This is a genomic window from Parasphingorhabdus marina DSM 22363 (genome assembly GCF_900128895.1).
Classification (GTDB): domain Bacteria; phylum Pseudomonadota; class Alphaproteobacteria; order Sphingomonadales; family Sphingomonadaceae; genus Parasphingorhabdus; species Parasphingorhabdus marina.
Genome location: NZ_FSQW01000001.1, coordinates 1,178,978 through 1,192,186, shown reverse-complemented (window position 1 = coordinate 1,192,186; position 13,209 = coordinate 1,178,978). Strand labels below are relative to the sequence as shown.

General features: G+C 59.9%; 12 protein-coding genes. 2 read left to right on the top strand and 10 right to left on the bottom strand.

The genetic code is table 11. The annotated features are described in order from the left end of the window. Window positions 1-4 precede the first annotated feature (4 nt). Together BUQ90_RS06085 and BUQ90_RS06080 are read right to left on the bottom strand one after the other, a co-directional pair. On the bottom strand, window positions 5-1,078 hold the full coding sequence (locus tag BUQ90_RS06085) for a Gfo/Idh/MocA family protein (RefSeq protein ID WP_074204162.1): 1,074 nt from the start codon (window positions 1,076-1,078) through the stop codon (window positions 5-7). Window positions 1,079-1,102: 24 nt separating this feature from the next. Continuing rightward, window positions 1,103-2,512, bottom strand: a complete 1,410-nt coding sequence (locus BUQ90_RS06080) for a cytochrome P450 (RefSeq protein WP_074204161.1) — start codon at window positions 2,510-2,512, stop codon at window positions 1,103-1,105. 196 nt (window positions 2,513-2,708) lie between these two features. Here BUQ90_RS06080 and BUQ90_RS06075 point away from each other — a divergent pair, with 196 nt between their 5' ends. Beyond that, window positions 2,709-3,482: a hypothetical protein gene (locus BUQ90_RS06075; RefSeq protein ID WP_074204160.1), complete on the top strand. Its 774-nt coding sequence runs from the start codon at window positions 2,709-2,711 to the stop codon at window positions 3,480-3,482. Between the two features lie 88 nt (window positions 3,483-3,570). Here the strand turns inward: BUQ90_RS06075 and BUQ90_RS06070 are convergent, their stop codons facing one another. Next, complete coding sequence (locus tag BUQ90_RS06070) at window positions 3,571-3,909, bottom strand: hypothetical protein (RefSeq protein ID WP_143182739.1); 339 nt, start codon at window positions 3,907-3,909, stop codon at window positions 3,571-3,573. A 282-nt stretch (window positions 3,910-4,191) separates the two neighbouring features. On the opposite strand from BUQ90_RS06070, the gene BUQ90_RS06065 reads away from it, so the two are divergent. Beyond that, window positions 4,192-5,289 carry an acyl-CoA desaturase gene (locus BUQ90_RS06065; protein ID WP_074204159.1) on the top strand — a complete coding sequence of 366 codons (1,098 nt, stop codon included), beginning with the start codon at window positions 4,192-4,194 and terminating at the stop codon, window positions 5,287-5,289. Window positions 5,290-5,303: 14 nt separating this feature from the next. Here BUQ90_RS06065 and gspM read toward each other — a convergent pair whose 3' ends face one another. The 7 genes from gspM to BUQ90_RS06030 form a co-directional block, all read right to left on the bottom strand. Beyond that, on the bottom strand, window positions 5,304-5,798 hold the full coding sequence (gene gspM, locus BUQ90_RS06060; protein ID WP_074204158.1) for a type II secretion system protein GspM: 495 nt from the start codon (window positions 5,796-5,798) through the stop codon (window positions 5,304-5,306). Further along, window positions 5,795-6,916, bottom strand: coding sequence for a type II secretion system protein L (locus BUQ90_RS06055; protein WP_074204157.1), 1,122 nt, complete (start codon window positions 6,914-6,916; stop codon window positions 5,795-5,797). The genes gspM and BUQ90_RS06055 overlap by 4 nt, the downstream gene beginning before the upstream one ends. A 12-nt stretch (window positions 6,917-6,928) precedes the next feature. Then, the gene (gene gspG / locus BUQ90_RS06050) at window positions 6,929-7,402 is read right to left on the bottom strand and encodes a type II secretion system major pseudopilin GspG (RefSeq protein WP_420812008.1); all 474 of its coding nucleotides are present in this window, start codon (window positions 7,400-7,402) and stop codon (window positions 6,929-6,931) included. A 23-nt stretch (window positions 7,403-7,425) separates the two neighbouring features. Beyond that, window positions 7,426-8,640 (bottom strand): type II secretion system inner membrane protein GspF, encoded by a 1,215-nt coding sequence (gspF, locus tag BUQ90_RS06045; RefSeq protein ID WP_074204928.1) that lies wholly within the window; start codon window positions 8,638-8,640, stop codon window positions 7,426-7,428. Further along, the gene (gene gspE / locus BUQ90_RS06040; RefSeq protein ID WP_074204927.1) at window positions 8,633-10,120 is read right to left on the bottom strand and encodes a type II secretion system ATPase GspE; all 1,488 of its coding nucleotides are present in this window, start codon (window positions 10,118-10,120) and stop codon (window positions 8,633-8,635) included. The genes gspF and gspE overlap by 8 nt, the downstream gene beginning before the upstream one ends. A 77-nt stretch (window positions 10,121-10,197) precedes the next feature. Beyond that, complete coding sequence (gene gspD / locus BUQ90_RS06035; RefSeq protein ID WP_074204926.1) at window positions 10,198-12,375, bottom strand: type II secretion system secretin GspD; 2,178 nt, start codon at window positions 12,373-12,375, stop codon at window positions 10,198-10,200. Continuing rightward, window positions 12,375-13,190 (bottom strand): type II secretion system protein N, encoded by an 816-nt coding sequence (locus tag BUQ90_RS06030; RefSeq protein ID WP_159437037.1) that lies wholly within the window; start codon window positions 13,188-13,190, stop codon window positions 12,375-12,377. The genes gspD and BUQ90_RS06030 overlap by 1 nt, the downstream gene beginning before the upstream one ends. Window positions 13,191-13,209: the final 19 nt, after the last annotated feature.

Genomic DNA, 13,209 nt, shown 5'->3' with positions numbered 1-13,209 from the left:
CTGTTTAGCCCGAGAAATCAAGCGCTACCGGCAGCCCGGTCTCGATCGACTGATGCGCAGCGGCTCCCATTTCCACGGACCGCAGGCCATCAATCGCACTGACATCCGGTGAGCCGCCTTCTACAAGGGCCTTGTGAAAACGGAGTAGCTGGAACCAGGTCGCGCCGTGATGGTCACCGGCGGCCAGAGCTTCAGGTGGGGTGTCTACCGGCTCGCTCCGGACACCCGCACCATCGCGGGGTGACCAGATAATTTCGGCCGCGGGAATCCGCACATCGAGTTTCCCGACGTCGCCGAGCGCATAGATTTCCTCTTGCTGTTCCGCCCCTTCCGCGAACATGCAAAGATCCAGTGTAGCGCGGGCCCCGCCGGCGAAATCCACGATGACATAGGCATTGTCGAGAATATCTGACGGCTTGCCGTCGTACACTTCGTCGAGATGATTCACATCCTGCCCGCCGCTGGCAAAAATCCGCACCGGTTCATCCTGCAAAATGTGACGCATGAGATCGAAGAAATGGCAGCATTTCTCGACCAGCGTCCCGCCGGTATTGGCGCTGAACCGGTTCCAGTCTCCAACCTTGGTCAGGAACGGAAAGCGGTGTTCGCGGATCGACAGCATCCTGACCGGACCCGTCTCTCCCGCCTGCACCCGTTCGACAAAGCGCGTAACCGGCGGCATGTAGCGATATTCCAGCCCGACCCAGAAGAGCGGATCATAATCTGCCGCCAGTGCGGCCAGCTTTCCGGCATCCTCCACGGTCGTGCACATCGGTTTTTCGAGCAACAGCGCAACTTCATGTCCCATCAGTTGCTGCGCGATTGCGAAATGGGTGTGATTGGGCGCCGCCACGATCACCGCATCCGGCCGGGCCGATGGCATCATGTCTTCTACGGTTTCGTAACAGGCAAAGGACTGTCCCAACTTGCCTGCCAACTCGGCAGCCGCATCCCGTGACGGCCCATGGGGGTCGACAATCGCGACCAGTTCCGCTTCCGGCACCAGCGCCAGATTGCGCATGTGCTCGCGGCCCATCATGCCGCATCCGACTATTGCATAGGTGCGGGAATCCGTCATTTCGGTCCGGCGGTCATGTCCCGATTACAGCTTTTCCAGACACACCGGCAAGCCGTCTTTGGGCTGCGGGATCGGGAAGACCTGCCATTTCGGTTCATAGTCCGGACCACCCGACAACACGACCCGGTTCTGGGTCAGCATCGCATGCATCAGGATCTTGATCTGCATATAGGCAAAGTGCAGGCCGAGACACATATGCGCGCCGCCGCCAAAGGGCACCCAGGCATATTTGTGCCGACCAGCGGAATTTTCCGGCGTAAAGCGCAGCGGATCGAATTTCTCGGGTTCCGGCCAGTGCTTCTCCATCTTGTGGACAAAGCTTGGACTGATGCCCACCGTGGTACCGGCCGGTATGGTGAAATTGCGGAAAGTGAAATCCTTGATCGCCCGGCGCGGCATGGACGGCACCGGCGGGATCAGCCGCAAGGCTTCCTTGAATGCCATTTCGGTCAGTTCCAGCTTGCCCAGGTCCTCGTAGGACAATTGCGCGCCCGCTGGAGCGACCTTGAGGCATTCTTCCCGGATCCGGTCCTGCCATTCGGGATGCTTGGCCAGCAGATAGGTCATGCTGGTGGCGGAAGACGTGATCGTGTCATGCGCCGCCATCATCAGGAAGTTCATGTGATCAACCACTTCATCTTCGGTCAGCAATTCGCCATTTTCATGGGTGGCCAGGCAGATCTGGGTGAAGATATCTTCGCCGCCCTTTTCCCTGCGGGCCTTCACCTGCGGGGTAAAATATTCCAGCAGATATTCCCGCGCTTTCACTCCGCGCCACATCTTGGTGAACGGGATGGGCGAGCGGACAACCCCGACGGATGCCTGAACCTCGTCAACAAACGCCTTGTTGATCCGATCGGCCTCGGGTCCCCAGGGAATGCCCAGAATCGCGCTGGCCGCGGTATCCAGCGAAAGCGACTTGATCGCCGGGTAAAATTTGAAGGCCGACCCGTTCCAGTCTTCCATCCGTTCCCGGATGCCCTCGCCCAGAACCTGGCAATGGTGCTTCATCGGTCCCGGCTTGAATGCCACCGACAGCGCCTTGCGATCGGCCCGGTGCCGCTCGAAATCCATCAGCATCAGCCCGCGCGGGAAGAGATTGTTGAGTATCGGCCCCCAGCCCTGTTCGCTGGAGAAAATCTTGTCCTTGTTGAACAGCACCAGTTCGGTCGCTTCGGCGCCGAGCAGGTTCACCGACCATCCGCCAAAACTGAACGTCCGGTAGATTGAGCCGTGCCGCTCAAACATGCGCCTGCCGAACGACGGTGGGTCTTTGAGCATCTCGAGTGTCGAGCCGAAAAATGGCAGGCCATCCTCTCCCGGGATATGGGCCAGTTTGTCCTTGCCAGGTGGACGCACCCAGTGCGGATTGGCCGACTCCTGATAGGGATAGCCATGCGGCTGCGGTTCTTTTGCGGACAGGGCAGTTGCCAAGGGAGGACTCCTCGATTTCTAGTCTTTCGACGGACGATAGCTACTTTCATGAATGTCAGCAAGAGCCAGAATGAATGGACCATTCATATCCAATTCAATGCCTTTCCGTTACAAAATGCGACACAGGGCAAATAGTTGAGACTCGGAGCAGACAGCAGGTGTAAGCTGCGCTCCGCAAAGATGAGGGGCTTTTGACATGGCTGGAACCGGATTCGGGAAATTGGTGTTTGCGGGCGGCGCCTTGCTGACCCTCGGGGCCTGTACCTACGCGGGATATGGCGGGGGCTATTATGGCGATGGGTATGTTAACGGCGGATATGGCTGCGATCCCTATGCGCCATTTGATGACTATTATGCCTGCGACGATGGCTATGGCTATGCCAATATCGGTTATGGCGGCGGCTGGTATGACAGTTTCTACTATCCCGGATTTGGCATCTATATTTTCGATCGTGGCGGGTCGCGCTATGCGATGAAACGTCACCATCGGCGCTACTGGGCGCGTCAGCGCGCAATCTGGGGTGCAAAGCACCGTGATGGTCGGCGACATGCCGATCGTCGCGGCAATCTCACCCCGGAAGAACGGGCGGCCCGCCGGGACAGACAGGCACAGCGGCGGGCGATGATGACTCCCGAGGAACGGAGCATGCGCCGCGAAAGACGTGCCGAGCGGCGCGCAAACCTGACTCCGGAGCAGCGCGAGATTCGCCGTGAGCGTCGTGCTGAACGGCGAGCCAATATGACACCGGCCCAGCGAGCAGCTCGACAGGAACGCCGGACCGAGCGCCGGGCGGCCAGAAACGAACGACGAAATGCCGCACCGCGCCAGACACGACAGACCCGACCAAACCGCCCGGATGCCGCACCGCGCCGGGCGGCCAGGCAAGCACCGGCCCGGCCATCCCGTCCGGCAGCTCGCAGTTCCCGCCGGTCCGTGGAGACCCGCTCTCGCAGATCCGATGATCGCTAGCCGGCACCGCCTGGATATAACCGGACAATAAAAAGGCGGGAGCCCCGCCGAAGCAGATCTCCCGCCCGGTGGCGACATGTCCGGAGGACTAGTCGCCCACGGTTACGCGGCCGACCCGGTACCCACGCTCCCGCATTTCCTTTCGATAATCCTTGTTCGCATCCGCAATTTCCGCGCGATACTCTTCATGCGCTTCGCGGCGATCTTCCTCGTCGGTCGCGCGCGCAAGATCCTTTTTAAGCTCATGCTCCGCTTCGCGAATGTCTGTCAGGTAATCGAACCAGTAATTATTCTCCACATTGGCGATCGGCTGGGTGAGGATTTTCTCGTGTGAGCCATAGCCCGACTGATGGGCAGATATGGCTGTCAAAGGCAGGCCAGCGGTTGCAAGACCGGCCAGTGCCAGCTTCATGAACCGAATCGTCATTGTTATTCTCCTGTCAGTTATCGACGGGAGAGAATGGGCGTATGAGCGCTTTCCTGTTCATGAACATCCGGTTTCCCGCGATGATCCGCACCGGGATTGCGGCGGACGCCGTGTTCAGGACAGCTTTGCTGCCGTGAATCCGGCCCGACGGTTGACTGTTGCAGTCATAATGGGGGCATTTTCCTGCCGGAAAGGTTAAGATAATTGTAATCATGTCGCCAAACCGCTAAATTGCTTACCGCGATGTCAGTAGTGGCTCGCATCAACAGTGGGGTCAGAATAATGGCGACGGCATATAGCGATATTCAGCCGGAAGACTATCAGCCAGATGTGGATCATCCACAGCATGGCGTGATCATTGGCGGACCGGCGGCACGGGCCAAGAAGCTCGAATATGGCATCTTGCTCGCCTCGATGGTGATCGGCTCGCTCGGCGCGCTCTACTGGACACTCACCCAGTCCACCGGATGGGTGGAATGGTCGGCCTTCCTGTCCGGTTATGTCATTATCAACATGGGCGTGGGCATCGGATACCACCGTTTCTACACCCACAAGTCCTTCGAAACCTCGCGCCCCATGCGCTATGCCATTGCGATCATGGCGCAGCTCGCTTGCCAGGCATCGGTTCTCAAATGGGCTGCTGACCATCGGCGGCATCATGCCTTTGCCGACCGGGTTGGCGATCTGCACAGCCCGCATGTCGACGGATTCGGCAAGCCGATGAAGGGCTTCAAGGGCTTTGCCATCGCCCATTTCGGCTGGCTGTTTGACAACACAACATCGGACATGAACGTCTATGGCAAGGGCCTGATCGATGATGATGCCGTGCTCTTCGCCCACCGGACCCGCTGGTTCTGGGTCGCGGTATCGATGATCGGCATTCCGGTGGTCTGGGCGCTGACATTCGGTACGGTGGAAAATATCATCGGCACCATCCTGATTGGCGGATTTTTCCGGACCTTCTTCTTCCTCAATCTGGTGATGGGCGTGAACAGCATCGGCCACATGTTCGGCTCCCAGCGGTTCAAGACCGGGGACAAGGGACGCAATCTCTGGTGGCTGGCCCTGCTAACCTTCGGCGACGGCTGGCACAACAACCATCACCGCCACCCGCGCAGTGCCTATGCCGGCATCATGTGGTGGGAAATCGACATCAACGGCTATATCATCTCGCTCTGGGAGAGAATGGGTCTGGTCTGGAATGTCCAGCGCGCCCCGAAATATGAGCGCAATGCTGCAGGCGAATGGGTCCAGATCACCAAACTGGCAGTTCCGGCCGATGAAAACAGCCCGGAAGTCCTGTCAGAACCGGATGGCGGTGTCATGTTTCGCGATGAAAAACCCGCAGCCAGCCCGAAACATCCGGTCGAATCGGCCTGATAACCGAATAGCCGCTATTCTCCGCTCGCGGACGTATCGCGTGCCCTGAGGCCGATTGTCGCTGTCACCGTTCCGGGAGCGGCGGGCTCGACAGACAGCCGAGTGACGGCCACCCCTTCCCGCTCCAGTTCCGACAACCAGGCAAACAGCGCGGTTGGCCGTGCCGAATCGATCACCAGGTCGACCCCGCCATTGGCTTGTGCGTCGAGGCGTCCGACTTCAAATCCTGCCTCGCCAGCCCGGCGGCTGACATGAGCGTTGATGCTGCCGGTGAGCTGACCCGGCGCTTCTGCAGCCGGGGCGGTTAACGCGGTGACCTTGGCTTCCATTCGGGTCTGACGCTCGACCGCTTCATGATACCGAATCGATGCGGCTTCTGATGCCGCCGAAAACGGCTTGTAAATACCGTACCAGGCCACGGTCAGAGCGACCAGCACCGCCAATATGCCAATCATGATTTTCTCGCGCTGGCTGAGCGCCGCGAACCAGTCCCGCAATCCTGTCATCATGGCGCCCTCACCGTAATGTCCGCCTTGGCCGTGCCGGTGGCGTCGGTGCGCGGGGTGGCGGTAATGGCATATCCGGCTTTCTGGACGGCCAGCAAAACCGGATTGATATCCTCGTTTCGCACTGCCGACAGGGTCGCCGCCACAATACCTGCCCGTTCATAGCCCAGCCGGTCGACCGTGACACCGGGCGCCTGTTGCAGGGCTTCAAAAAGTGCAGATGCCGGGACCGAGAAGACTCCATTGCCCCGGTTTTCCTGAGCCAGTCGATTGTCCAGCTGACGCTCCGCCGCGTCCAGATTGTCCACCGGTCCCAGCACGGCCGTGGCGGCTTGCAGCGCCGCTTCATCAGCCGAATCCGCAGCCCAGTAATATTTCGCCATCTGCATCAGCGGTATCGCGAGCGACACGATCAGCAGTACCGCAGCTGTCCACACCAGCGCCTTGCGCTGAAGCGCCGTCATCGAACGGCTCTGTTTCCGGGCATGGATGCCTGAACGCAGATTCAACTGATCGGCTTCACCCGCCCTCGACAATGCAGCCAGTGTTTCCGCTTCACTGAGCATGCGGGCGGTCTCGCCTGCGGTCAGATAGTCGCGCAGGGACGGGTCGTCGGGAATGATCATGTCCTCGCGTCGCAGCACGCGGTCAAAGCCGAAATCGGCTTCCACCAGCTCCCCTGCCGCCGGATCCACCAGCCAGCCGGATGGCACTATCACATCCGGATCAAATCCCAGTTCCTGACACCGCAAAACGCCGTTCCGAAAAATCGCATCATCAATGGTTGCAGTTGCCACGGTTCCGGAGGGTGCAAGAGCGGCCGCGACGTGGACCGGCTTGCCGGCAATCGCTTCATCTTCTGCTGCCAGCATTGCGGCCGCCAGCACCTGTTTCTCCGTCGCATCCTCAACCGGATCGTGCCAGCGCACCGTGGTCATGGCGGACGGCACCAGCGCAGCGCAACGGACGTCCTCCGCATGGGCGGGCAGCTTCAGGCCGGCCGCCAGCATCGGATCGGTGTCACAGCCGGTCTGGACCAGCTGGCCGTCCTCGAACAGCCACCAGTGCAGCGCCTGTTCCTCCGAAACCGGAAAAACGGTGACAAGCAGATGCCGTGTCATCAGTTAGCGCACCTATTCTGCATAGATATCCGCATTCTCGTCTTCGCCGCCGGGCGCACCATCGGCACCGAGCGAATAGAGATCAAAACCCGGTCCGCGGCGTCCGGGATTGTCATATTGATAGGGCCGACCCCACGGATCATCGGGCAGGTTCTTGATATAGCCGCCCTTGCGGTAGCGCGAGGATGCCGGCAGAGAGCCCGGAGGCTGCGACAGCGCCTTGAGCCCGTCAGCAGATGTCGGATAAGTGAGATTGTCCAGCCGGTACATTTCCAGCGCCTGGCTCAACGTGGCTATATCTGACCGCGCCTTTTCGGTCATCGCCCGATCCTGGCTTGGCAGGACATTGATCACGACAATCGTGGTCAGCAAGCCGAGGATGAAAATCACCACCATCAGCTCGACCAGCGTAAAGCCATTGCGCTTGCGCCTGCTTTTCTGCGCGGGTTCGGCGTTTTCCGCCATCGGGTTTTCTGTCTCGGGCATGGTCTTTCCTGTCATTGCGGGCCTCACAATCCCGCCAGATTTTGAAGTTGCAAGATCGGCAGCAATATAGCGAGAATCACTACCGCAACAACACCGCCCATCGCGACGATGATCAGCGGTTCGAGCAAGGAGAGCGCGGTGGAGCTGAAATTGTCAAACTCACGCTCCAGATAGTCTGCCGCCCGCGCCAGCATCTCGTCCAGCTGCCCGGACGCTTCTCCACTGGCGGCCAGATAGATCAGCATTGGCGGAAAAACGCCGGCATTTTTGAGCGCATTGGAGAGACTGCCGCCGCCACGAATGGCCTCGATCATGTCCTCCGACGCCTTGCGCAGCACCGAATTGCCAATCGTGCCTGTGGTCAGGCGCAGGCCTTCCAGGATCGGCAGACGGCTCGCCACCATGGTCGACAGCGTCCGGGCCAGTCGCGCCGCGTGCAGATCTCGGATCAGGCGGCCAAAAAACGGGAGCTTCAAAAGAAACGCGTCGAACCTGTATTTGATCTGCGGCTCTTTCAGAGCGCGCCAGGCGATCAGGCCCAGCACCACAATCATCGCGGCCAGTGCCCAGTACCAGTTGGCCAGAAAATCCGAAATGCCGATTACCAGCCGGGTCACAAAGGGCAGTTGCTGGTTCACATTATCAAATTGCTCAACCACTTTCGGCACCACCGCGATCATCAGCAGAGCCACGACCAGGATCGCAACCAGCGCGAGGATGATCGGATAAGCCAGCGCACTGATCAGCTTTCCGCGCATTTCGGCCTGACGCTCGAGCAGGGCCGCGAGGCGCTCGGCAATGTCCGGCAAAGTACCGGAGCTTTCACCGGCGGAGATCATCGCGCGATAGAGCGGCGGAAAGCTCGCCGGTTCGCGGCGCATCGCTTCGGCCAGTCTCTGCCCCTCCAGCACGCCGCCATGAACCGCACCGATGCGGTCGCGAACATGCGCCTTTTCATTCTGCATACCGATAGTCCGCAGGGCTTCTTCCAGCGGGGTGACCTGTACCAGCGAGGACAGCTGGCGCGTAAACAGGGTCAGTTCCTTGGCATTCAGTTTCTTGCGGCCAAAAAGCGGCCGTTCTTTCGACGCATCGGATGCCAGACTCGGTGCGATCTTTACGACATGCAGGTCGCGGCGTGCCAGCTTCTGACGGACGGCATCATCATTCGCACCGGACAGCTGGCCGGTTTTCTGGCGACCCTTGGGGTCAATCGCAGTGTAGGAATATTCAGGCACCCGGCGCCTCATCCGAACTGATGCGGCGGGATATGCGGATCGCCTCTTCCGCCGTGGTCAGCCCCTGTTCGACCAGCGCTGCCGCGGCCGAGCCCAGGGTCGGGCGGGACCGGAAAGCATGGGCAGAAATCAGCGCTTCGTCGGCGCCCTCGTTGATATATTTGCGGATCGTGTCATCCACCGGCACGGCTTCGTAGACACCGACGCGCCCCTGAAACCCGGTATGATTGCAGGTTTCGCAGCCGGCTTCGCGATAAATCACTGAACCGGGCGCCAGTCCCAGCAAGGAAGCCAGTCCGGCCTCGGCTTCAACCGGGACCCGGCAGTCGGGGCACAATTTTCGAACCAGCCGCTGTGCGACAATCGCGCGCAAGGTTGAAGCGAGCAGAAACGGTTCGACATTCATGTCCCGCATCCGGGTGATCGCACCGACCGCATCGTTGGTGTGCACGGTGGACAGTACCAGATGCCCGGTCAGAGAGGCCTGCACGGCGATTTCAGCGGTTTCGCGATCGCGAATCTCACCGACCATGACGACATCCGGATCCTGCCGCAAAATGGCGCGCAGTCCGGCGGCGAAGCTGAGCCCGACCTTGGCGTTGACCTGGGTCTGGCCAATGCCTTCCACCGCATATTCGACGGGATCTTCCACCGTCAAAATATTGCGGCTGCCGTCATTCAGCTGTTTCAGTCCGGCATAGAGCGTCGTGGTTTTCCCGGAACCGGTCGGCCCGGTCACCAGCAGGATACCATTGGGCTGCGCCAGCGCATCCTCCACAATCTGGCGGGTTGCATCGGTCATGCCGAGATCACCCATCGATATGCCGGCATTGTCCTTGTCGAGAATCCGCATCACAACCCGCTCGTTTGCGCGATTGGGCAATGTCGACACGCGAACATCGAGCAGTTTTCCGCCCAGGGTCAGGCTGATCCGGCCGTCCTGCGGAATCCGGCGCTCGGCAATGTCGAGCCGTGCCATGACCTTGATCCGGTTGACGATGACCGATGCGACATGTGGCGGCATTTTCAGTTTCTCGTGCAGCACACCATCAACCCGCATCCGCACCACCAGACCGGTTTCATAGGGTTCGATATGGATATCCGATGCACCCTGCCGCGCCGCTTCGGCGATGATACCGTTGATCAGGCGAATGGTCGGCGCGTCATCCGCGCTGTCGAGCAGGTCTTCGGCGCTCGGAATATCGCCGGCAATATCGTCCAGCCCTTCGGTATCCAGCGAACTGGCCAGCGATGCGGCACTGCCATCCATGGCATAGCGTTCGGACAAGAGCCGGTCGAACTGATCAGCATCCACCTCGACAATCTCGAACGGCCGTGACAAGTACCGGCGAACCTCGAGCAAAGTTACGGGATCCCCGCCGGTTCGCATCAGCAGCTTTGGCGGGTCGGAGACTTCCGGAGACAGCAGCACCCCATGATCGCGCGCGAATCCATACGGGATTTCTGCGGCAGCTGGCATGGCTGGAGACGTCAGCTCACCAGTTTCGCCGATCCCGTCAGAAACGGCCGGTTGTTCAGGAAGAGCCGAACTGTCCGTCATTGATCATTCTGATCCACTGGTTCTGCGTCGGTCGCCTCGCTTGGCGGTACCTCCACCGGCGCGACTTCGGTTTGCGGTGTGACTGGTGCCTGCGGTTCCGCTCCGGGAGCATAGATAATCTCGTCTCCGGGGCGTGGTCCGGCCGATGGCGGAACTGTGCCCAGATAATCACGAACCAGAACATCCAGCGACGGTTCCACATCCGGATTCTGGATCATCTGGCGTCCACGGATATAACCATAGCGATTGCTCGAGAAGCGACGCGCATCACTCGGGTCCTTGAGGATCGTCGGGCGGATGAAGACCATGAGGTTGGTCTTGGTCCGCGATCGGCCGCGGGATTTAAACAATTCGCCGATCAGCGGAATGTCGCCGAGGAACGGGATTTTCTGGATCGTGCGACGTTCATTGTCGTCGAGCAGACCGCCCAGCGCAATGATCTCGCCGTCACCAACCGTGACGGTCGTGTTGATCTCGCGCTTGTTGATGATCAGCTCGTTGAAGTCATCCGACACCGGCCCGGCAATCGAACTGACCTGCTGACGCAATTCCATGCGCACTTCCTGGCCAGCATTGATCTGCGGTGTGACTTCCAGCTCGATACCGACATTCTGTCGCTGGATCGTGCGGAAGGCATTGTCGAAATTGTTCGACAGCGCTTCGCCGGTCGAAACCGGAATTTCCTGACCAAACAGGATGCTGCCCTTGAGATTGTTGTTCACGGTCAGCGACGGTGTCGAGAGGATATTGCTGTCGGTGTCGGACTGCACAGCGTTGATGATCGCACCCAGTACCGCATTGCCACCGAGCGATGTTGCAAATCCGGCAAATCCGCCACGCGCGCCCAGAATTGCATCCGCAGCATTTTGTTCCAGCGCATCTCCAACCGCGCTGTTGGTCGTCACCGTTGTTGACGTGTCGGTTGTGGTGGTCGTGGTGCTGTCAAACTCGTCCGCAAGCAGGCCGCCGGCAATATCCACGATATTTGGCGAGGCGTTGGAGAAATTGGTCACGGCAAAGGGCACGTCCTCGCCGCCAACCAGCCATTGCACACCCAGTTCACGGGCGAGACTTTCAGAGATCTCAACAATGATCGCCTCGACAACCACCTGTTCCTGCCGGGTATCCAGCTGCCGGATCAGTTCGCCGATCATCCGCTGCACGTCCGGATTGGCTGCAACGATAATCGCGTTGGTGCCTTCCAGTCGGGTGACGATCGCCGGGCCGCTGCGGGCGATGCTGTTGCTGCTGGCGGATACCGGGGTTGGACTGGCTGCAGCCGCATCAGAGCCGCCTTCGGGGCTGACCGATGTGGGTACGGTGGACAGGCCCGCCTGCCCCATCAGCTGTTCAATCACCGGCAACAGCTGTTCGGCATTGGCATAGTCCAGACGGTGGACGCGGATTTCGGTGCCCAGTTCAGCCCGCTGGTCCAGCTCCCGCGCCATTTCGGCAAATCGGGCCACGGCACCGGGATCGCCCCGGAAAGCCAGCGAATTGCTGCTGTCAATCGCAACAATATTGACTGGCGAACGGGTGCCTTCTGCGCCCTGGACAAGTGACTGGAGCGAAGACGCGATCTCGCGCGCACCCGCATTGCGTAGATTGACAATGGTACTGGCGGCATTGTCCCGGTCGATTTCCCGAACCAGCGCGCGCACCCGGCGGATGTTGTCGGCATAGTCGACAATCACCAGACTATTGGCATTGCGGTTGGCCGTAATCGCGCCCTGCTTGCTGATCAGCGGACGGAGGGTCTCAATCGCGGCCGCGGCCTCGATCGATTTGAGCCTTACGACTTCCGTCACAAACTGGTTTGCCGGGGACGAACGCGTGCCCAGCCGGGTGGGTTGCGACGCCGCACCATCGGCCGGTTGGATACGATATGCGCCTCGCGTTGTCGGGATCGCGACCAGATTATTGGCGCGCAGGGTCGAAAGAAAAATCTCGAAATATTCGCTGCGGCTGAGCGGGCGGTCGGTGACCACGGACACCTTGCCCTGGACCCGGCTGTCGACGATGAATGTCCGCCCGGTCACCCGTGCAGCATCCTGCACAAAGGCACGAATATCTGCATCACGGACGTTCAGGCTGTGCTGTGCAGCCACCGGCTGCGCCGCCAGGGCACCGAACAGAAAAAGGGCTGAAACCAGCTGAGTCAAAATACGCTGCATCATGGAGATCCCAGATTTACGACGATCGGGACAACTTCTGCGCCACGTTCGACTTCGATTGATAGATTGGTGCCAGGAGCAATCTGGCGTTGAAGAGAAGAAATATCGGTTGCCGAGGTGACCGGCTGGCCGTTGACAGCGACGATAATATCTCCGTCATGCAATCCGGCAGCGCTGAACAGGGCGCCGTCCCCCTTCGGGTTGACCACGATGCCGGTAACCCGGCCATCTTCCATGCGCGGATTGAACGCCATCGCATCGGCCGCCGACAAACCGGCGGTCGCCAGCGTGTCGATTTCACTCGTGCCGATTTCATCAGCGCTGATCGTCTGCGCCGGGATCGACTGGTCAAGATAGAGGCTTTCTCTTGTGCCATTGCGATCAATCACGACATGATCAAATTTGACGGCAGCCAGGGTCACGCTGGACATGATCTCATCACCAACCGCATAACTGTCTTGTACGCCATCAGTCCCGGCGAGAATGGCAGATCCCAGCCCCGAACCTTCGTTCATGCGAATACCGAACAAGGTCAGCTGCAACGACGTCACGACATTGGCGTCATTGGCCGGACCGGTGCGGTAAAAGGGGTCAAAGCTGCGAAAAAGGGCCAGGCGGGATTGCGGCGGAATCACGCGGACTTCGGATGCCTGCCAGCCACCAACCGGGCCAATCGGCGTGACGGCCAGCCAGATCAGACGGATCAGCTGGACAAACAGCAGCAGCGCAAGCAGCACAATCGCCAGGCCATACGGCCTGTTGCCCCGGAAAACCGGGAGCAATCCGCCCGTTTCTTCTGACAGCTGAGTAACCACACATCCCCGCAACTATAAC